At 62.3% G+C, this 21338-nt stretch carries 17 protein-coding genes; 14 read left to right on the top strand and 3 right to left on the bottom strand.

Annotated features, from left to right (window positions below):
- Window positions 1–206: 206 nt before the first annotated feature.
- From ABTV87_RS03215 to ABTV87_RS03205, 3 genes are all read right to left on the bottom strand, one after another.
- A complete protein-coding gene (locus ABTV87_RS03215) occupies window positions 207–578 on the bottom strand; it encodes a translation initiation factor Sui1 (protein WP_007951016.1) in 372 nt (123 codons plus the stop codon).
- Between the two features lie 186 nt (window positions 579–764).
- A complete protein-coding gene (locus tag ABTV87_RS03210; protein ID WP_221534671.1) occupies window positions 765–1322 on the bottom strand; it encodes an NUDIX hydrolase in 558 nt (185 codons plus the stop codon).
- Between the two features lie 3 nt (window positions 1323–1325).
- A complete protein-coding gene (locus ABTV87_RS03205; protein ID WP_039772049.1) occupies window positions 1326–2393 on the bottom strand; it encodes a DUF2333 family protein in 1068 nt (355 codons plus the stop codon).
- 428 nt (window positions 2394–2821) lie between these two features.
- Between ABTV87_RS03205 and gcbA the strand changes: the two genes are divergently transcribed.
- The 14 genes from gcbA (at window position 2822) to ABTV87_RS03135 (ending at window position 21284) form a co-directional block, all read left to right on the top strand.
- Window positions 2822–4492: a diguanylate cyclase GcbA gene (gene gcbA, locus ABTV87_RS03200; RefSeq protein WP_085609200.1), complete on the top strand. Its 1671-nt coding sequence runs from the start codon at window positions 2822–2824 to the stop codon at window positions 4490–4492.
- A 50-nt stretch (window positions 4493–4542) separates the two neighbouring features.
- Window positions 4543–6489, top strand: coding sequence for a methyl-accepting chemotaxis protein (locus ABTV87_RS03195; protein WP_433898980.1), 1947 nt, complete (start codon window positions 4543–4545; stop codon window positions 6487–6489).
- A 58-nt stretch (window positions 6490–6547) separates the two neighbouring features.
- The gene (locus tag ABTV87_RS03190) at window positions 6548–8305 is read left to right on the top strand and encodes a protein-disulfide reductase DsbD (RefSeq protein WP_433898979.1); all 1758 of its coding nucleotides are present in this window, start codon (window positions 6548–6550) and stop codon (window positions 8303–8305) included.
- Window positions 8306–8437: 132 nt separating this feature from the next.
- Window positions 8438–8893, top strand: coding sequence for a type II 3-dehydroquinate dehydratase (aroQ, locus tag ABTV87_RS03185; protein ID WP_007951022.1), 456 nt, complete (start codon window positions 8438–8440; stop codon window positions 8891–8893).
- Between the two features lie 24 nt (window positions 8894–8917).
- The gene (gene accB, locus ABTV87_RS03180) at window positions 8918–9385 is read left to right on the top strand and encodes an acetyl-CoA carboxylase biotin carboxyl carrier protein (RefSeq protein WP_007951023.1); all 468 of its coding nucleotides are present in this window, start codon (window positions 8918–8920) and stop codon (window positions 9383–9385) included.
- A gap of 17 nt (window positions 9386–9402) precedes the next feature.
- Window positions 9403–10761, top strand: coding sequence for an acetyl-CoA carboxylase biotin carboxylase subunit (gene accC, locus ABTV87_RS03175; protein WP_007951024.1), 1359 nt, complete (start codon window positions 9403–9405; stop codon window positions 10759–10761).
- Between the two features lie 166 nt (window positions 10762–10927).
- On the top strand, window positions 10928–11806 hold the full coding sequence (gene prmA / locus ABTV87_RS03170; RefSeq protein ID WP_007951025.1) for a 50S ribosomal protein L11 methyltransferase: 879 nt from the start codon (window positions 10928–10930) through the stop codon (window positions 11804–11806).
- 30 nt (window positions 11807–11836) lie between these two features.
- Window positions 11837–13102, top strand: a complete 1266-nt coding sequence (locus ABTV87_RS03165; RefSeq protein ID WP_433898978.1) for a DUF3426 domain-containing protein — start codon at window positions 11837–11839, stop codon at window positions 13100–13102.
- Between the two features lie 185 nt (window positions 13103–13287).
- Window positions 13288–14298 (top strand): tRNA dihydrouridine synthase DusB, encoded by a 1011-nt coding sequence (gene dusB, locus ABTV87_RS03160; protein ID WP_011332261.1) that lies wholly within the window; start codon window positions 13288–13290, stop codon window positions 14296–14298.
- The gene (fis, locus tag ABTV87_RS03155) at window positions 14295–14615 is read left to right on the top strand and encodes a DNA-binding transcriptional regulator Fis (protein WP_002555375.1); all 321 of its coding nucleotides are present in this window, start codon (window positions 14295–14297) and stop codon (window positions 14613–14615) included. The genes dusB and fis overlap by 4 nt, the downstream gene beginning before the upstream one ends.
- Window positions 14616–14697: 82 nt before the next feature.
- On the top strand, window positions 14698–16305 hold the full coding sequence (gene purH / locus ABTV87_RS03150) for a bifunctional phosphoribosylaminoimidazolecarboxamide formyltransferase/IMP cyclohydrolase (protein WP_102688348.1): 1608 nt from the start codon (window positions 14698–14700) through the stop codon (window positions 16303–16305).
- A gap of 147 nt (window positions 16306–16452) precedes the next feature.
- Entirely contained in the window at window positions 16453–17745 is a 1293-nt protein-coding gene (gene purD, locus ABTV87_RS03145; protein WP_433898977.1) for a phosphoribosylamine--glycine ligase, read from the top strand.
- 102 nt (window positions 17746–17847) lie between these two features.
- Window positions 17848–20625, top strand: a complete 2778-nt coding sequence (locus ABTV87_RS03140; protein ID WP_007951031.1) for a hybrid sensor histidine kinase/response regulator — start codon at window positions 17848–17850, stop codon at window positions 20623–20625.
- Between the two features lie 62 nt (window positions 20626–20687).
- Complete coding sequence (locus ABTV87_RS03135; RefSeq protein ID WP_007951032.1) at window positions 20688–21284, top strand: MarC family protein; 597 nt, start codon at window positions 20688–20690, stop codon at window positions 21282–21284.
- Window positions 21285–21338: the final 54 nt, after the last annotated feature.

Genomic DNA, 21338 nt, shown 5'->3' with positions numbered 1-21338 from the left:
TAAAGAAGTCATAGTGCGTCGCCTGATCTCAGGCCGGCGCAGTCTAAAGAATGAAAATGACGGTTCGTCAGCGGGGCGGTAGACCGCGCTGACAGCGTTGAGTTTAGAAACCGGTCATGAACAGGCTCTGTGAAAACCATGGAAACGACGTCAGACCCAGGGACTCTGGAGCTGAATCAAGCCGCCGGTGGGTTTCACAGAGGCTGCTAGCCGCCGGACTTCTTCGCCTTGAAACCGTGCTTGACCAACTCGGCCAGGAGCAGCTCGACGTGGTCGCCCTGGATCTCGATGATCCCGTCTTTCAACGCGCCGCCGGTGCCGCAACGTTTCTTCAACGTTGTCGCCAGCTCCTTGAGTGCGTCTTCGGCCAGGGGCACGCCGGTGATGGTGGTCACCGTCTTGCCGCCACGGCCCTTGCTCTCGCGGCGCACGCGGGCAATGCCGTCGCCGGCCGGGATCACGGTTTGTTTGCAGATACAGGCGTCCACCGGCTTGCTGCATTCCGGGCAATGACGACCTGCGTCGGTGGAAAATACCAGGCCGCCCAGGGCGGCGAAGGATGCGGCTTTTTTGGCCACCGGCAATCCTCTCGGGAGGACAAAGACTGATCGCAGCCTTGGGCAAGGCTATCGACCGCGAAGCCCCACTCAGGCAGGGGCAGCGCTACTGTGCCATGAGCTCCTGAAAGCGGGCCGGCACAGCTTGAAAAGGTCGCGCAGTGTAACGGCAAAAACGCCGATTGCTAAGTGCCAATCGGCGCCAATTTATGTGTTCTTTGCGACGTCGCTTTGCTGAGCCTTCAGATAGCGTTTCAACGCGGCCAGAGAGTCCGGGCAATAAGGCTTTTGCTGGATTTCCAGCATGACCTGCTCGACCGGAATAAAGCGCGCTTCGAGCACTTCTTCCGGCTGCAGGATCAGCGGCCCGTCCCACACCGCCGAAAACGCCGAACACCAGAGGCGATTGCCGGTGTCTGCGAAGTAGAAATGGTCGTGGGCCGTCAGCTCGACGCCGCTCACTCCCAATTCTTCTTCCAGTTCACGGGCCGCCGACTCGGCGTAGGTCTCGTTCGCCTGCACCATACCGCCTGCCGCCACGTCCCAGTAACCGGGATAGATGGCTTTGCTCAACGTGCGCCGATGCACGCAGAGTTCACCGGCGGAGTTGAACAGCATGATGTAGGTGCCACGGCCGATCAGTCCGCGCTCGCGCAGGTCGGAGCGCACCAGGGCGCCGAGCAGGTTGTCCTGCTCGTCGACCCAGGCGATCTGTTCGGCATCCGAGGCGGCGCGGTGGGCCGCCTCTTTGGCGCTCTCGTCCATGACTCAGCCCTGATTGAGCAGTTGACGCAAATCGATCACGGCGGCGTTGGCTCGGGAAATATAGTTGGCCATGACCAGCGAGTGGTTGGCCAGCACACCGAAGCCGCTGCCGTTGAGGATCATCGGGCTCCAGATCGGCTCCTGCGACGCCTCCAGCTCACGAATGATCTGACGCACGCTGACGGTCGCGTTCTTCTTCGCCAGCACGTCGGCGAAATCGACCTCGATTGCGCGCAGCAGGTGCGACAGCGCCCAGGCCTGGCCGCGGGCTTCGTAGAACACGTTGTCGATCTGCATCCACGGAGTCTCGACGACTTCCTCGTCGACCTGCGGCACTTCACCCACCGCCGGCACTTCGGTTTTCAGCGCGGTGTTGAGCTTGACCCGGCCAACGCTGGCCGACAGGCGTTGCGACAGCGAACCGAGACGGGTGCCCACATCGCCCAGCCAGTTGTTCAGGTTGTCGGCGCGGGCGTAGAACAGCGCGTTTTTCTGGGTCGGGTCGGACAGGCGCGCCTGATAACGGCTCAGGGAATTGATGCCTTCCTGATATTCCGATTCGCTGGACGGCAGGATCCAGCTCTTGTTGTCGAAGTTGAAGCGCGGCTCGGCCTTGGCCAGGTCGGCGTCTTCAGCCGATTGAGACTGCGAACGAGCGAAGTCCTTGCGCAGGGCACGGGTCAGGTCGCGGACCTGCACCAGCACGCCGTATTCCCAGCTCGGCATGTTGTCCATCCACAGGCCCGGCGGGAAACGGTCGTTGGAAATGTAACCGCCCGGCTTGTCGAGCAACGTGCCGGCAACGGTTTTCAGGGTTTCGACGGTGGTGTAGCCGACCACCATCTGCTTGCCCTCTTTCTCGGCGGCAACCTGAGCGTTCTGCGCCACGGGAAACAGCGCCGGCTCCTGGCTCCAGTACCAGCCCAGGCCGATGGTCACCAACAGGTAAATGGCGACCAGCGTGGCCAGCGCTCGGCTGAACAACAGCCCGCCGACATAGCTGCGGGCGGCCGACTTGGGCTCGGCGGCACGTTCAGGCGCGCTGCCCGCGCGGTTCTTCCAGTCCAGCATGGCGATATCCTTTCAATCTTGGGTTCAACGGTTCGACCACAACCATACAACAACGTGCCTCGACCGGGCACCCGTCAATATTGACAGGCGTTGTCTCGCCACCCGACACGAGGCCGGGACAGACCGCCCTAAGGGATTCCCCGATAGCGGATTCATCGCCATTTCGCCGCCAATACCCGTAACGCGACAGCACAAACACCCTGCTCCACCTTTCTCATCCTCCGATAAACTCACCGGCATTCAGATCGGCAAATGCCCGGTAGATGGGGACTTCCCCGACGATCAGGTTCAAATTGAAACCCGACAGTCAGAAACTGAATGACGTCGTACCGCAGATTATTGACGTACGACACTCATGTAAGGGAAAAGAGGTGCTAGCATAGAGCCACCAGTCGATCTCAGCATGCACCCTAACTAGTAGTCAGGATATGACCGAGCCAGAAGACCCCAGCCGTGAGCGCCTCAAGCACCACTTTGCCCAGCGGGTAATTCATCAGGCACGTCAGATTCTTGAGATATGGCAGCGCCTGCAACGCAGTGAGTGGTCCACTGCCGATCTCGCCGAACTGAGCGAGGCCAATCTGCGCCTGCTGCGTTTTGCCGAGCGCTTCGAACAGCCCGAACACACGCAGCTGGCCCGCCACATCAGCCAGTCGCTGGAAGCGGTGGACGCCAATCGCGGGCGCCTGAGCAGCGGCCTGATCACCGATCTCAACCGTTTGATGCAGCGCTTGTCGCGCACCGGCCTGCGCCATGGCGATCAGCTTGATCAGACCTTTCTGCCGCCCCTGCGCAAACCGATCTACGTGATGCTGCAGGATCACGACCGCGCCGAGCGGCTGGCCAAGCAGCTGGAGTTTTTCGGTCTGAGCGCCCAGGCGCTGGACAGCGTGTCGGCGTTTCGCTCCTCGATGGTCGAGCGCCTGCCGGCCGCGATTGTCATGGACGTGGATTTCAGCGGCGCCGGCGTCGGCCTGAAACTGGCCGCCGAAGCTCAGCAAGGTCTGGAAGAACCGCTGCCGCTGCTGTTCTTCAGCCTGCACGAAACCGACACCCCGACCCGCCTCGCGGCGGTGCGCGCCGGTGGCCAGGAATTCCTCACCGGCACCCTCGAAGCCTCGAGCCTGCTGGAGAAGATCGAAGTCCTGACCTGCGTCGCCCAGTACGAACCCTATAAAGTGCTGATCATCGACGACTCCCGCGCCCAGGCCCTGCACACCGAACGCCTGCTCAACAGCGCCGGGATCGTCACCCGCACCTTGATCGAACCGATCCAGGCCATGGCCGAGCTGGCGGACTTCCAGCCGGATCTGATCATCCTCGACATGTACATGCCGGCTTGCACCGGCACCGAGCTGGCCAAGGTCATCCGCCACAACGACCGCTACGTCAGCGTGCCGATCATTTACCTGTCGGCCGAAGACGATCTGGACAAGCAACTCGACGCCATGAGCGAAGGTGGCGATGACTTCCTGACCAAGCCGATCAAGCCGCGCCACCTGATCACCACTGTGCGCAACCGCGCCGCCCGCGCGCGCAACTTGAAGGCACGGATGGTCCGCGACAGCCTCACCGGCCTGTACAACCACACGCACATTCTGCAATTGCTCGAAGACTGCTCGTTCCGCGCCCGCCGTGAGAACAAGCCGCTGAGCTTTGCGATGCTCGACATCGACCACTTCAAGCGGGTCAATGACAGCCACGGCCATCCCATGGGCGATCGGGTGATCAAGAGCCTGGCGCTGTTTCTCAAGCAGCGTCTGCGCAAGACCGACTTCATCGGCCGTTACGGCGGCGAGGAATTCGCCATCGTCATGCCGGACACCGATATAGAAGCGGCGCACAAAGTGCTCGACGAAATCCGCCAGCGCTTTGCCGAAATTCACTATCCGGCCCAGCCGCAGGATCTGTGGTGCACCTTCAGTGCCGGCGTGGTGGAAATGCACGACGACTCCGACAGCCTGATGATGGCCAGCCAGGCCGACGAGGCGCTGTACCGCGCCAAGGGCGAAGGACGCAACCGGGTGCAGACCGCGCGCGACTCAAAGCAAAGTGCCACTTTTTCATCGGATTCGACCCAATCGGTCATAACCCTGTAACAGAACCGCAATAAATTCAGGCGCTTACCATTCTGCCGTTGGTAGCCGTCATGCGCCTGAAGTTGCTCACCAATCTCAATACTCTGTTGCTGGTCGCCGTCTGCGTGGCCCTCGGCGCCACGCTGTGGTGGTCGCAGAAAGCCCTGGAGCGCCCGTATCTGTTGATGGAGCGTTACCTGGGGCTGTCGCAGCAATTTCAGAATGACGTGGCACGCAATGTCGAGGATTACCTCGCCAGCGGCGACGCCCTGCGCCTGAGCAGCGCCAGCCAGGCCATCGATCAATTGCAGAAAGAACTCGGCGAGCTGCCGCCGGCGCTGGCCGACAACTTGCGCCCGAGCCTCACCGGCCTCGATGAATTCAGCAAGACCGACCTGCTGGCCGCCGGCAAACTGGCCGGTGATCCGCAGGCCCTGCTGTTGCAGGCCGAGCGGGAATTGAGCGCCAGCCTCGACCAGCTCAGCACCTACGCCGGCGGCAACGCGACCTACCTGACGCCCCTGCTGGTCGCCTCTCAACATCTGGGCAAACTGTCGCTGGCCCGGGACAAACTGGTCAGCAGCGGACGCAGTGAACTGGCCGCCGATGTCGAGCGCGAAGTCAGCAACATCCGCACCCAGGCCCAGACGATCGACGCCCTGCCCTTGCTCGGCGTGGTCGCCAGCAGTGAGTCCGGCAGCGACGATTTCGCCGCGATGATGGGAATCGAAAGCACGGAAAAAGCCGCTGCCGAAGACGCCGGCGTCGGCCTCAAACGCGAGCTCAACAGTTTGCTCGGCCGTTACCCGGCCGAGCTGGCGCGCACCCGCGAGCAGATCCAGAAACGCACCGACCTGAGCACCGCGACCCACCAGAAAATCGCTGCCGTGCAGCAGGCCATCGCTGGTCTCGAACCCGTGGTGCGTGCCCAGCACGGGCAGATCCAGGGCGAAGTACGGCTGATGCAAGGCGTGATGATCGGCCTTATTCTGCTGATCGCGCTGCTGATCGACACCCTGCAGCGACGCCTGGCCCGCACCCTGACCAACCTCGCGCCAGCCTTGTCGACCTGGGCCGAAGGCGATTTCAGCCGCGACATTCATCTGGGCAAGACCAACCGCGAGCTACACGACATCGAAGCCTCGCTCAATCGCCTGCGTGCCTATCTGGTGGACTTGGTCGGGACCATTCGCGGCAATGCCGAGCAAGTGGCCGGCAGCAGCCGCACCCTCGCCGAACTGAGCAATGACTTGCACAGCGGCGCCGAACATCAGGCCGGCGATACCGCGCTGATCCGTGATTCCCTCGGCGAACTGGAAGCGACCATCCAGCAAGTGGCCGGCGATGCAAGGCAGGCCGCCGACGCCAGTCGCCATGCCGGGCTGGCCGTCGAACACGGGCAACAAGTGATCGGCCAGAGCCTCACTGGTCTGCACGCACTGGTCGGCGAAGTGCAAGGCAACGCGCAGATGATCGAACACCTGGCCGAAGAGTCGGCAACCATCGGCGGCGTGCTGACGGTGATCCGCTCGATTGCCGACCAGACCAACCTGCTGGCGCTCAACGCGGCGATCGAAGCTGCCCGCGCCGGGGAAATGGGCCGGGGTTTTGCCGTGGTGGCCGAGGAAGTGCGCTCGCTGGCGCAACGCACCGCCGGCGCCACCGCGGAAATCCAGACCCTGATCGCCGGCCTGCAAACCGCCGCCCGGCAATCGGTCGAGGGCATGCGCGCGCAGGTCGAACACGCCGAGGCCACGGCCAATCAGGCGCAATCGGCGGACGGGGCGCTGGACAAGATTGTCGGCGCGATCCAGACCATCTCCGACACCGCGATCCGCATCGCCGACATCACCGCGCAACAGAGCGGCGCGGTCAGCGAGATCCGCGATCACAGCGAACGGATTCACCAATTGGGCGGGGACAATCTGCTGCGCATCGGTCAGGGCCGCGAGCAGGGCGAGAACCTGCTGTTACTGGGAGGTCAGCTGCACACCGCCGTGCAGGCGTTCCGCGTGTGACACACAGCGCAGGGCCAAGTCCGCTATCATTCCCGCACCTTTGATTCGCGAGATTGTCATGCGCCGTCTGCTCTGCCTGCTGTTTTTCGTCTTCGCCCTGCCGGCCGGCGCCGCCGGTCTGTTCGACAGCAAACCCAGCGCCACGCTGGGCTCGGTCAACAACAGCGCCGATTTCCTGCCGGTGCGCGAAGCCTTTCAACTGAGCCTGGTCGAGAGCACGCCGCAATCGGTCAAACTGCGCTTCGTCGCCACCGAAGGCTATTACCTCTACCGCCATCGCTTCCAGTTTCGTGCCGAGCCTGCCGAGGTAAAACTTGGCGCCGCACAACTGCCCCAAGGCGAACAGAAACACGACGAGTATTTCGGCGACGTCGAGGTCTACCACGGCATTCTCGATGTGGAGCTGCCGCGCAATGATTCCCGGGCGTTTACGTTGGCCGTCACCTATCAGGGCTGTGCCGACAAGGGTTTGTGCTACCCACCGGAAACCGAACGCCTGAGCATCGAGGGCAACGCAGCGGCAAGTGACGCGTCCGCTCCGGTGACGGATTGGGACTGGCGTGATCTGGCGCTGTTCTTCCTGGCGGGCCTGGGCCTGACCTTCACGCCTTGTGTGTTGCCGATGCTGCCGATCCTGTCCGGCGTGGTGTTGCGCGGGCAGGTCGGCGGTTGGCGCGGCTTCAATCTGTCGCTGGCTTATGTGCTGCCGATGGCGGCGTGCTTCGCGCTGCTTGGCGCGCTGATGGGGCTGTTCGGCGCGCAACTGAATTTGCAGGCGCGGCTGCAATCGGCGTGGGTGCTGGTGCCGTTTGCGATGTTCTTTGCGGTGTTCGCGCTGGCGATGTTCGGCGTGTTCGAGCTGAAACTGCCGCACTTCATCAGCAGCCGCCTCGACCGGATCGCCGGCCGTACCGAAGGCGGCTCGCTGTGGGGCGCGGCGGTGTTGGGCGTGGTGTCGAGTCTGCTGGTATCCCCGTGTGTTTCCGCCCCGCTGGCCGGCGCGCTGCTTTATATAAGCGCCAGCGGCGATGCGCTGGGCGGCGGCCTGAAGCTGTTCATGCTCGGGCTGGGCATGGGCGCGCCGCTGTTGCTGGTGGCCACCGGCGGCGCAGCGTGGCTGCCGAAAAGCGGGCCGTGGATGATGTACGTGAAGAACGGCATCGGCGTGTTGCTGCTCGGGTTGGCCATCGGGTTGCTCAGCCGGGTGTTGCCGGGGCAGATCACCTTGCTGCTGATCGGCCTGCTGGCCGGCGGTGTCGGCCTGTTCCTCGGCGCTCTGGAATTCGTCTACAAACCGCCGCGCAAACGCCTCGGCCAGTTGCTCGGCATGTTCCTGCTGTTTTATGCGCTGGCCTGCTGGTACGGCGCGTTCAGCGGGCAGACCGACCCGCTGAATCCGATAGCCCCGGCACGCCTTGCCGACAGTGGCTCGACCGCGCAAAACAGCGGTTCGTGGCAGACCGTCAGCACCCCGGCGGAACTGGATCGAGTGCTGCTCGAAGCGAAAACCGCCGGCACCCCGCTGCTGCTCGACTGGTACGCCGACTGGTGCATCAGCTGCAAAGTCATCGAACACGAAGTGCTCAATGACGCGACAGTCGTCGATCGGCTCAAGGGCTATCGGCTGATCCGCTTCGATATCACCGCAAGCAATGCCGAACAGCGCACCCTGCTCGACCGCTACAGCCTGTTCGGCCCACCGGCGCTGATGTTCTTCGGCAAGGACGGGGTGGAACGTCGCGATGTGCGGGTGATCGGCGAGATCAACACCAGCGACTTCGCCGAACGTGTCGCCAAAGCGAATGACCGGATTTAATCAGTCAGTCACATATTTTGCGCAAACATCGGACATCGTGCTGGCTATTGCAGAGAACTGGACAGTCACAAAGTCTTTGCGGCATAGTCGCCGGGTTCTGACGAAGGCTCACCCATAACAAGGAACACGCAGATGGCAACGCTACTGGTGCTGCACGGCCCCAACCTGAACCTGCTCGGCACCCGGGAACCCGGGACCTACGGGTCGACCACCCTGGCGCAGATCAATCAGGATCTGGAACGCCGCGCCCGTGAAGCCGGCCATCATCTGCTGTATCTGCAAAGCAACGCCGAGTACGAATTGATCGACCGCATCCACGCCGCACGCGGCGAGGGCGTGGACTTCATTCTGATCAACCCGGCAGCATTTACACACACAAGTGTCGCATTACGTGACGCGCTGCTGGGAGTGAGCATCCCATTCATCGAAGTGCATTTGTCCAACGTGCACAAACGCGAACCTTTCCGCCATCACTCTTACTTCTCCGATGTAGCGGTAGGAGTGATCTGCGGCCTTGGCGCCAGCGGTTATCGACTGGCCCTGGAGGCTGCACTAGAGCAGCTTGAACAACAAGCTATACGCCCCTGACCGACCCTTGGGAGTTGATGATTCATGGATATCCGTAAAGTTAAGAAACTGATCGAATTGCTGGAAGAGTCCGGCATCGACGAGCTCGAGATCAAGGAAGGCGAAGAGTCCGTACGCATCAGCCGTCACAGCAAGACCCCGGCGCAGCAGTATTACGCACCGGCTCCGATGCAGGCTCCGGCCGCTGCACCTGCCGCCGCTGCCGCTCCGGTTGCTGCTGCAGCAGCTCCGGCTGCCGCTGCTGCTCCAGCGCTGAACGGCACCGTTGCCCGTTCGCCGATGGTCGGCACCTTCTATCGCAAATCTTCGCCAACCTCGCCGTCCTTCGTTGAAGTCGGCCAGACCGTGAAGAAAGGCGACACCCTGTGCATCGTCGAAGCCATGAAGATGATGAACCACATCGAAGCTGAAACCAGCGGTGTGATCGAGTCCATCCTCGTCGAAGACGGCCAGCCGGTTGAGTACGACCAACCGCTGTTCACCATCGTTTGAACTGCGGAGAGCCTTTGATGACTGCGAAGTTGGAAAAAGTTCTGATCGCTAACCGCGGTGAGATCGCCCTGCGGATTCTGCGTGCCTGCAAAGAGATGGGCATCAAGACCGTCGCCGTTTACTCCAAGGCCGACAAAGAGCTGATGCACCTGGGTCTGGCAGACGAATCCGTCTGCATCGGCCCGGCTTCTGCCGCTCAGTCCTACCTGCACATCCCGGCCATCATCGCTGCCGCTGAAGTGACTGGCGCTACCGCCATTCACCCAGGCTACGGTTTCCTCGCGGAAAACGCCGACTTTGCCGAGCAGGTCGAGAACTCCGGCTTCGCCTTCATCGGCCCGAAAGCCGACACCATTCGCCTGATGGGCGACAAGGTATCGGCCAAGCACGCGATGATCGAAGCGGGCGTGCCAACCGTTCCAGGTTCCGACGGTCCGCTGCCGGAAGACGAGGAAACGGCGCTGCGCATCGGTCGTGAAGTCGGCTACCCGGTGATCATCAAGGCCGCCGGCGGCGGTGGTGGTCGCGGCATGCGTGTGGTGCACAAGGAAGAAGACCTGATCGCCTCGGCGAAACTGACCCGCTCCGAAGCTGGCGCGGCGTTCGGCAACCCGATGGTCTATCTGGAAAAATTCCTGACCAACCCGCGCCACGTCGAAGTGCAGGTTCTGTCCGACGGCCAGGGCAACGCCATCCATCTGGGCGACCGCGATTGCTCGCTGCAACGCCGTCACCAGAAGGTTCTCGAAGAAGCGCCAGCACCGGGCATCGACGAGAACGCGCGCAAGGAAGTCCTGGCTCGCTGCGTCAAGGCGTGCATCGACATCGGCTACCGTGGCGCCGGCACCTTCGAGTTCCTGTACGAGAACGGTCGTTTCTACTTCATCGAAATGAACACCCGTGTTCAGGTGGAGCACCCGGTTTCGGAAATGGTCACCGGTATCGACATCGTCAAGGAGATGCTCAGCATCGCCGCTGGCAACAAGCTGTCGTATACCCAGGATGATGTGGTGATCCGCGGTCACTCGCTGGAATGCCGGATCAACGCCGAAGACCCGAAAACCTTCATGCCGAGCCCGGGTACGGTCAAGCATTTCCACGCTCCAGGCGGCAACGGCGTTCGCGTCGATTCGCACCTGTACAGCGGTTATGCCGTTCCGCCGAACTACGACTCGCTGATCGGCAAGCTGATCACTTACGGCGCGACCCGCGACGAAGCCATGGCCCGCATGCGCAATGCCCTGGACGAAATCGTGGTCGACGGGATCAAGACCAACATCCCGCTGCACCGTGATCTGACCCGCGACGAAGGCTTCTGCAAAGGGGGCGTGAACATTCACTACCTCGAGCACAAGCTGGCTGGCGAGAAGCACTAAGCTTCAGCCCGCACCTGACAAGGCCGCCTTCGGGCGGCTTTGTTGTTTCTGCAGGTTTCATCTGCTCACACATTCCCCGCTCCCACAAAACCGTCGCGCTCGCGTAAACTTGCGCGCTTCTCGCAGGCCGCTAGGCTGCAATCAATCTTTTTCACAGGTGCCCGCCATGCCTTGGCTGCAAGTAAGACTCGCCATCAGCCCGGAACAAGCCGAAACCTACGAAGACGCTTTCCTTGAAGTGGGCGCCGTTTCGGTGACCTTCATGGACGCCGAAGATCAGCCGATCTTCGAACCGGAACTCAATACCACCCCGCTGTGGGCGCACACCCACCTGCTGGCCCTGTTCGAGGGCGGCACCGAAGCCGCCCCGGTACTGGCCCATCTGGAACTGCTGACCGGCAGCCCGCTGCCCGAGCACCACAGCGAAGTGATCGAAGACCAGGACTGGGAACGCAGCTGGATGGATGGTTTCCAGCCGATGCGCTTCGGCCAGCGCCTGTGGATCGTGCCGAGCTGGCACGCCGCACCGGAGCCGGACGCGGTCAACCTGCTGCTGGATCCGGGCCTGGCGTTCGGCACCGGCACCCACCCGACCACCGCCCTGTGCCTGGAATGGCTGGACGGCCAGGACCTGAAAGACTGCAACGTGCTGGATTTCGGCTGCGGCTCGGGGATTCTGGCGATTGCCGCCCTGCTGCTCGGCGCGAAAGAAGCCGTGGGCACCGACATCGACGTGCAGGCACTCGAAGCTTCGCGTGACAACGCCGGGCGCAACAACATCGCTGACGAGCTGTTCCCGCTGTACCTGCCGGAAGACCTGCCGCAGGTCAAAGCCGACGTACTGGTCGCCAACATTCTGGCCGGTCCGCTGGTTTCCCTGGCGCCGCAACTGTCCGGCCTGGTCAAGTCCGGCGGGCGTCTGGCGCTGTCCGGGATTCTTGCCGAACAAGGTGACGAAGTCGCTGCCGCCTACGCGCAGGACTTTGATCTCGACCCGATCGCCAATCGTGATGGCTGGGTGCGCATCACCGGCCGTCGGCGCTAGAATGACCGCCTGTTCAATCCGGATCGCCGCATGACCGACAGCTTCGTCACCCAGTGCCCGCATTGCCAAACCAGTTTCCGCGTCAGCCACGCTCAGTTGAGTGTGGCACGCGGGGTGGTTCGTTGCGGCTCCTGCCTGCAAGTGTTCAATGCCGCCAAGCAATTGCTGGAGCAACACGCAGGCAAGGAAGCGGTCACGCCGGTGGCGCCGCTAATCAGCGAGCCGCCGATCAGCGAGCCTGCGCCTGTCGAACCACCGGCCATCGTCGAAACGCCCGAGCCGCGCGCCATCAGCCAGAAGCAATGGAGCGCCGCCGAGCTGGATCTGGACAGTCTGGATCTGGACGAAGAACTGGCCCGCCTCGAGCAACGGGAAATCCAGCCAACGACCGAGTTCGGCCGCCCACGCGAAGATGCCCTGAGCGCTCGCCGCGACAGCCACGAACCGGAAGACACGACGTGGCCGGACAGCCTGTTCAGCGAACCGGCAGATGAGCGCGCACCCGAAGTCGAAGATGAACCCGACGTCGTCGAGCCCGAGCCGATCAAACCGGAGCGCACCGAACCTTCGCTGTCGCTGGAACCGGTGGATCTCGACGATGAACCGCCGATCCCGCAACTGCGCCTGCACGATCCGATCGACCCGAATGCCCGCCGCGAACGCCTGTCGGCCAGCGACGACGTCGACGACGAACTGCCACTGATCGAAGCTCCGCGCAAAAAACGCGAACGCGTTGAATCCAGCGTTCGCGCCGAAGCCTTGCAGGATCTGACCGACGATCCGCTGCAACTGGACTGGCAGAAACGCCGCTCGCCCTGGGGCCGTCGCCTGCTCTGGCTGTTGCTGATCGTACTCGCCGCTGCCGGCCTGGGCGGACAGTACATCGCCTATCACTTCGATGAACTGGCGCGCCAGGATCAATACCGGCCGTGGTTCCAGCAACTGTGCCCGCAAATCGGCTGCACGGTGCCGTCCAAGGTCGATATCGCCAAGATCAAGAGCAGTAATCTGGTGGTGCGCAGCCACCCGGAATTCAGCGGTGCGCTGGTGGTGGACGCGATCATCTATAACCGCGCGCCGTTCTCGCAGCCGTTTCCGCTGCTGGAGCTGCGCTTCGCCGACCTCAACGGTCATCTGATCGCCAGTCGTCGCTTCAAACCCGGCGAATACCTCAACGGCGACCTCGAAGGCATGGCGGAAATGCCGCCGCAGACGCCGATCCACATCGCCCTGGACATCCTCGATCCAGGCCCGAAAGCCGTGAACTACAGCCTGAGTTTCCACTCGCCCGAGTGAAACGCTTCACCGCTTCCAGATTGACGGCAGTTTTCTGACTGCGCAGCGCGCGACCAAACCGCCGGTAATAACAGAATAACTGTTCAGATTTTGTTCAATTCAGCCTTTATCCAGTCATCGAGAGCGGGTATCATGCCAACCCTTTTTCGAACTCTCATGATCCGGCCCCACTTCAGGGAAGTCCTATGTCGGCGGTACGCATCGGCCCATATACATTGCAGAACGGCTTGATCCTCGCCCCGATGGCGGGCGTCACCGACCAGCCCTTTCGTCAGCTGTGCAAGCGTTTGGGCGCAGGGCTTGTAGTCTCGGAAATGGTCACCAGTGACATGAGCCTGTGGAACACCCGCAAGTCGCGCATGCGCATGATCCACGAAGGCGATCCCGAGCCACGCTCGGTGCAGATCGCCGGTGGCGATGCGCAGATGCTGGCGGATGCGGCCCGGGCCAACGTCGAACTGGGCGCACAGATTATTGATATCAACATGGGTTGCCCGGCGAAGAAGGTCTGCAACAAGGCCGCCGGCTCCGCGTTGTTGAAGGATGAGGCACTGGTTACCGAGATCCTGAACGCCGTCGTGGCGGCAGTTGATGTGCCGGTGACCCTGAAGATCCGCACCGGATGGGATCGCGACAACAAGAACGGCCTGACCGTGGCGAAGATCGCCGAGCAGGCCGGGATCACGGCGCTGGCGGTGCATGGCCGCACCCGCGCCGACCTGTACACCGGCGAAGCCGAGTACGACACCATTGCCGCGATCAAGCAGGCGGTGTCGATTCCGGTCTTTGCCAACGGCGACATCGTATCGCCGGAAAAGGCCCGCTACGTGCTCGACGCGACCGGTGCCGATGGCCTGTTGATCGGCCGAGCTGCCCAGGGGCGGCCATGGATTTTTCGCGAGATCGAACACTTCCTGCGTACCGGCGAAAAACTGCCGGCGCCGGAGCTGATCGAGGTGGAACGCATTCTGCTTGAGCATCTGGCCGCCCTTCACGCCTTCTATGGGGACGTGATGGGCGTGCGAATTGCCCGCAAGCATGTGGGCTGGTATCTCGCAACCTTGCCGGGCGCCAGGGAATTTCGCGCCCACTTCAATCGTTTGGATGGTACGGAAACACAATGCGCCAACGTTCGGGAGTTCTTCGCCGAACGTTACAAGAGCCTGACAGGGGACGGAGAAGGGGTGGCCGCATGACGATGATGACCGAGACTTTAGTGAGTGGAACAACACCCGTGAGCGACAACGTGAATTTGAAACAGCACCTCAATACCCCGAGCGAAGAAGGCCAGACCCTTCGCGGGAGTGTCGAGAAGGCGCTGCACAATTATTTCGCCCACCTTGAGGGCGCGTCCGTCACGGACGTGTACAACCTGGTGCTCTCCGAAGTCGAGGCTCCCCTGCTCGAAAGCGTGATGAACTACGTCAAGGGCAACCAGACCAAGGCCAGCGAGCTGCTCGGACTGAACCGCGGCACGCTGCGCAAGAAACTCAAGCAGTACGATCTGCTGTAAGCATTCAATCAAACCAGAAAGGCGCCCGCGTAAAACCGGTCGCCTTTTTTGCTGACTTCCCTTGCTTTTGATGGAAATTGAGATGACCGACCAGACTACCCGCCTGCCGATCCGCCGCGCCTTGATCAGTGTTTCCGACAAGACCGGGATCCTCGAATTCGCCAGGGAGCTGGAAGCCCTGGGCGTGGAAATCCTTTCCACCGGCGGGACCTTCAAACTGCTGCAGGACAACGGCGTGGCCGCAGTGGAAGTCGCGGATTACACCGGTTTCGCAGAGATGATGGACGGTCGGGTGAAAACCCTGCACCCGAAAATCCACGGCGGGATCCTCGGTCGTCGCGGTATCGACGACGCCATCATGAACGAGCACGGCATCAAACCGATCGATCTGGTAGCCGTCAACCTGTACCCGTTCGAAGCCACCATCAGCAAGCCAGGCTGCGACCTGCCGACCGCCATCGAGAACATCGACATCGGCGGCCCGACCATGGTCCGTTCGGCGGCGAAAAACCACAAAGACGTGGCCATCGTGGTGAATGCCAGCGATTACGCCAACGTCCTGGAAAACCTCAAGGCCGGCGGCCTGACCTACGCTCAGCGTTTCGACCTGATGCTCAAGGCGTTCGAACACACCGCCGCCTACGACGGCATGATCGCCAACTACATGGGCACCGTGAACCAGGCCGCTGACACCCTCAGCACTGAAGGTCGCAGCGAATTCCCGCGTACCTTCAACAGCCAGTTCATCAAGGCCCAGGAAATGCGCTACGGCGAGAACCCGCACCAGAGCGCAGCGTTCTACGTTGAGGCCAAGCCTGCCGAAGTCGGCATCGCTACCGCCACCCAGCTGCAAGGCAAGGAACTGTCGTACAACAACGTGGCCGACACCGACGCCGCGCTGGAATGCGTGAAGAGCTTCGTCAAACCGGCCTGCGTGATCGTCAAGCACGCCAACCCGTGCGGCGTGGCCGTGAGCCCGGACGCCGAAGGCGGCATCCGTCAGGCCTACGAACTGGCCTACGCCACTGACACCGAATCGGCGTTCGGCGGCATCATCGCCTTCAACCGTGAACTGGATGCCGAGACCGCCAAGGCGATCGTCGAGCGTCAGTTCGTTGAAGTGATCATCGCCCCAAGCGTCAGCGAAGAAGCCCGCGCCATCGTCGCAGCCAAGGCCAACGTGCGCCTGCTGGCCTGCGGCGAGTGGTCGGCGGATCGCGTTCCGGCCTGGGACTACAAGCGCGTCAACGGTGGCCTGCTGGTACAGAGCCGCGACATCGGCATGATCGGCGCCGACGACCTGAAAGTGGTGACCAAGCGCGCCCCGACCGAACAGGAAGTCCACGACCTGATCTTCGCCTGGAAAGTGGCCAAGTTCGTCAAATCCAACGCCATCGTCTACGCCAAGAACCGTCAGACCATCGGTGTTGGCGCCGGCCAGATGAGCCGCGTGAATTCGGCGCGTATCGCTGCGATCAAGGCTGAGCACGCCGGTCTGCAAGTGGCTGGTTCGGTGATGGCGTCGGACGCGTTCTTCCCGTTCCGCGACGGTCTGGACAATGCGGCCAAGGTCGGTATCACGGCGGTGATCCAGCCGGGTGGTTCGATGCGTGATGCTGAAGTGATTGCTGCTGCTGATGAAGCCGGCATCGCGATGGTGTTCACCGGAATGCGCCACTTCCGTCACTGATACACAGATTCAAATGTGGGAGCGAGCCTGCTCGCGAATGCAATCTGCCAGCGACGTTGACGTTGACTGACACACCGCTTTCGCGAGCAGGCTCGCTCCCACATAAAGCGCTCCAGCAGCGCCTGACAGAATTTTGAGGTTTTTGAAATGAATGTTTTGATCATTGGCAGCGGTGGCCGCGAACACGCACTGGCCTGGAAAGTGGCTCAGGATCCGCGTGTGCAGAAAGTTTTCGTGGCACCGGGCAACGCCGGCACTGCGATTGAAGCCAAGTGCGAAAACGTCGCCATCGACGTGCTGGCCCTTGAGCAGCTCGCTGACTTCGCCGAGAAAAACGTTTCCCTGACTATCGTCGGTCCGGAAGTGCCATTGGTGGCCGGCGTCGTCGACCTGTTCCGCTCCCGTGGCCTGGACTGCTTCGGTCCGACCGCTGGCGCCGCGCAGCTGGAAGGCTCGAAAGCCTTCACCAAGGATTTCCTGGCACGCCACAAGATCCCGACGGCCGATTACCAGAACTTCACCGAGATCGAGCCGGCCCTGGCTTATCTGCGTGAAAAAGGCGCACCGATCGTGATCAAGGCCGACGGCCTGGCCGCCGGTAAAGGCGTGATCGTCGCCATGACCCTGGCCGAAGCCGAAGACGCCGTGCGCGACATGCTCGCCGGCAACGCCTTTGGCGACGCCGGTTCGCGCGTTGTCATCGAAGAATTCCTCGACGGCGAAGAAGCCAGCTTCATCGTCATGGTCGACGGCAAGAACGTTCTGCCGATGGCCACCAGCCAAGACCACAAACGCGTCGGCGACGGCGACAGCGGCCCGAACACCGGCGGCATGGGTGCTTACTCCCCGGCTCCGGTTGTCACCGCCGACGTGCACCAGCGCGTGATGGACCAGGTGATCTGGCCGACCGTGCGCGGCATGGCCGACGAAGGCAACGTCTACACCGGTTTCCTGTACGCCGGTCTGATGATCGACAAGGCCGGCAATCCGAAGGTCATCGAGTTCAACTGCCGTTTCGGCGATCCGGAAACCCAACCGGTGATGCTGCGTCTGCAATCGAGCCTGGTGCTGCTGGTCGAAGCCGCACTGGCCCAGGCGCTGGACAAGGTTGAAGCACAGTGGGATCCACGTCCGAGCGTCGGCATCGTGCTGGCCGCCGGCGGTTACCCGGGCGACTACGCCAAGGGCGCGCCGATCAACGGTCTGGACGCAGCCGCCGCACTGGAAGGCAAGGTCTTCCACGCCGGTACTGCGCTCAAGGACGGCAAGGTCGTGACGGCCGGTGGTCGGGTGCTTTGCGCCACCGCCATGGGCGCCAGCGTCGGCGCCGCCCAGGAGCAGGCCTACAAACTGGCCAAGGCCATCGACTGGGAAGGCTGCTTCTACCGCACCGACATTGGCTACCGCGCCATTGCCCGTGAACGCGGTGAGTCTCAGTAATAAGCTACGCTGTGTTTCCGGCAGGGGCTCATCGCCCTTGCCGGACTGTTCCGACGCTGCGCATCGTTATATTCTGGCATCAACCTACGAAGGGATTTCGCCGTGCGCTGGCTCAGGATTGCCATAGGCTTCACCGTCACGCTGTTGACCTTGCTCTGCATGCTCCCGGCCCAGGCCGCGCAAGGCAGTGGCTGGTCGGTATTGCTTGACGATCAGGGCAACCTCCAGTTGAGCGACATCCGCTCCGCCCGCTACACCAATCAATTCAGCCCTATCGAGCTTGACCGCCTGACCGCGGCCGAACCCGATGGTGCCTTGTGGCTGCGCTTCAGGCTGGCGCCCGGCAAGCACGAACAAGTGCTGCGGATCTTCGCCCCCGACCTGTCGCACCTCAATCTGTATGTCCTCGACGGCGATCGCCTGATCGAACAACGCGACACCGGCACCACCCAGCCCCAGGTGGAACGACCGCTGCCGAGCAGCGACTTCATGCTGCCGCTGCCGCAAAGCGACAAACCCCTCGACGTTTACCTGCGACTGGTCTCCGATCACCAGTTGCGCCCGTACATCACCCTGCAATCGGCTGTGATGGCCGCGGCCAATCACAACCAGACGCTGATCTATGGCCTGCTGTTCGGCTGTCTGGCGATGCTGATCCTGCACAACCTGATCCGTTACGCCTACACCCGCTCGCGCAGCAGCCTGTGGCTCGCGGTGTGTGAAGGCCTGTTGAGCCTGAGCCTGTTGCTGTTGCTCAACCTCGCCGGTCCGTGGCTGCCGAACTGGCACGCGATCCAGACTCCTGGCGCCTATCTGGCCCTGCTGCTGACCGCTCCGGCGGGCCTGATGTTCGCCTACCGCTTCTTCGCGCCGCTCGGCCCGCATCCGCTGAACAAGCTGCTGATCGGCGACATCCTGTTCATCGTGATCTGCAGCCTGCTGCTGTTGTTCGTCAACACCCTGCCGCTGAACATCATCACCTACGCGCTGGTGGCCCTGGCCGGGCTGAGCATGTTGCTGGTGGCGTTCTATCACTGGCAGAAAGGCTACCGCCCTGCCCGCTTGTTCGTCGCCGCGATGGTGGTGTTCAACATCGGCACGCTGATCATCCTCCCGGCCCTGCTGGGGCTGACCCTGGTCGCGCCGCAAGGCCTGATCATGACCCTGATGGGTTTCATCTGTATCAGTGGCCTGCTGATGAGCATCGCCCTCGGCGAGCGCCAGCGCAGCATCACCGAAAGCCGTTTCAGCATCAGCCGCGACCTCGCGGCGAGCAACGCCGAGATCAACGCCAAGGCCGAGTTCCTGGCCAAGATCAGCCACGAGATCCGCACGCCCATGAACGGCGTACTGGGCATGACCGAACTGCTGCTCGGCACACCGTTGTCGGTCAAGCAACGCGATTACGTGCAAACCATCCACAGTGCCGGCAACGAACTGCTGACCCTGATCAACGAGATCCTCGACATCTCGCGGCTCGAGTCCGGGCAGATCGAACTGGACGACGTGCAGTTCGACCTCAACGCGCTGATCGACGATTGCCTGAGCATCTACCGCGCCAAGGCCGAACAGCAGAACGTCGAGCTGATCAGCTTCATCCAGCCGCAAGTGCCACGGGTCATCAGCGGCGACCCGACACGCCTGCGCCAGACGTTGCTGAGCCTGCTGGAAAACGCCCTGAAGAAAACCGAAGAAGGTGAAGTGCTGGTAGTCGTCGCCCTCGACGAACGCAGCGCCGGGCCACGCCTGCGCATTGCCGTGCAGGACAGCGGCCAGCCGATGGATCAGGAAGAACGCGACGCGCTGATGCACGCCGAGTTGCACAGCAAGCACTTCCTGTCGGCCAACCGCCTGGGCGGCAACCTCGGTCTGGTGATCGCCCGCCAATTGATCCGTCTGATGCAGGGCGAGTTCGGCATCAAGAGCGGCGCCAGCCAAGGCAGTACGCTGTGGCTGACCCTGCCGCTGGACCCTGATCGTCTGGAGCATCCGACCTCGGACCTCGACAGCCCGCTGCAAGGCGCACGCGTGCTGGTGGTCGACGACAACGACACCTGCCGCAAGGTGCTGGTGCAGCAATGCAGCGCCTGGGGCCTGAACGTCAGCGCCGTGCCGTCGGGTAAGGAAGCGCTGGCCCTGCTGCGCACCAAGGCGCATTTGCGTGATTACTTCGACGTGGTCCTGCTCGACCAGAACATGCCCGGCATGACCGGCATGCAACTGGCCGCCAAGATCAAGGAAGACCCGAGCCTGAACCACGACATCCTGCTGATCATGCTCACCGGCATCAGCAATGCGCCGAGCAAGATCATCGCGCGCAACTCGGGGATCAAACGCATCCTGGCCAAACCGGTGGCCGGCTACACCCTCAAGACCACGCTCGCCGACGAACTCAACCAGCGCAACCGTGGTCAGGTGGTGTTCCAGCCACAGGTCGCGAGCCCCGCTGCGCCGGTCAAGGTGCCGAGCGATTTCCGCATTCTGGTGGCCGAAGACAACACCATTTCGACCAAGGTGATCCGGGGCATGCTCGGCAAACTCAACCTGCAGCCAGACACCGCCAGCAATGGCGAAGAAGCCTTGCAGGCGATGAAAGCCCAGCGTTACGACCTGGTGCTGATGGACTGCGAAATGCCGATCCTCGACGGCTTCTCCGCCACCCAGCAACTGCGGGCGTGGGAAGTCGGCAATCAGCGCATCCGCACGCCGATCGTGGCGCTGACCGCGCACATCCTCGCCGAGCACAAGGAACGCGCGCGCCAGGCCGGAATGGACGGGCACATGGCCAAACCGGTGGAGCTGTCGCAACTGCGTGAGCTGATCGAGCACTGGGTGGCCCAGCGTGATCAACAGAACCGCGCGACGACGCAACCGTCGTGAGCCGACAGACACGATAGCGCCTGTTAGACTCCCCCGACTTTCCCCGCCAGCGAGCCCGCGCCATGCTCCACGTGTTATTCAGTGTTTACCTGAAGATGCTGGTGCTCTACAGCCCGTTCTTCGTGTTATCCTGCTTCATCAGCCTGACCCGCGGTTACTCGCGCAAGGAACAACGCCGCCTGGCCTGGAAAGTGGCAGTCGCCACCCTGGTCTCGAGCGTGTTGCTGTATCTGTTCGGGCGGGTGATTTTCGATGTGTTCGGCATCACGGTGGATGCATTCCGCATCGGTGCCGGCAGCGTGCTGTTCATCTCGGCGCTGGGCATGGCGCAGGGCAAGTCGGCCGTGCAGACCGACAACGTGCAGCAGGATGTGACGATCGTTCCGCTGACCATTCCGCTGACTGTCGGCCCCGGCACCATCGGGGCACTGCTGGTGATGGGCGTCAGCCAGCCGCACTGGGATGACAAACTGTTTGCGATCATGAGTATCGCCCTCGCCAGCTTCACGGTGGGTGTGGTGCTTTACTTGTCGAACCGCATCGAACGCATTCTCGGCGATCAGGGTTTGCAGATCGTCAGCCGCCTGATGGGGTTGTTCGTGTGTGCACTGGCGGCGCAGATCATCTTTACCGGGGTCAAAGGCTATCTGGTGCCTTGAACCCTGAAACGAAAAGACCGCCGACGGTAACGTCGGCGGTCTTTTTTCGTCAGT

It is taken from the genome of Pseudomonas sp. PSE1(2024), assembly GCF_050990555.1.
Lineage (GTDB): Bacteria > Pseudomonadota > Gammaproteobacteria > Pseudomonadales > Pseudomonadaceae > Aquipseudomonas > Aquipseudomonas aphyarum.
This window is presented reverse-complemented; position numbering and strand designations above follow the sequence as displayed.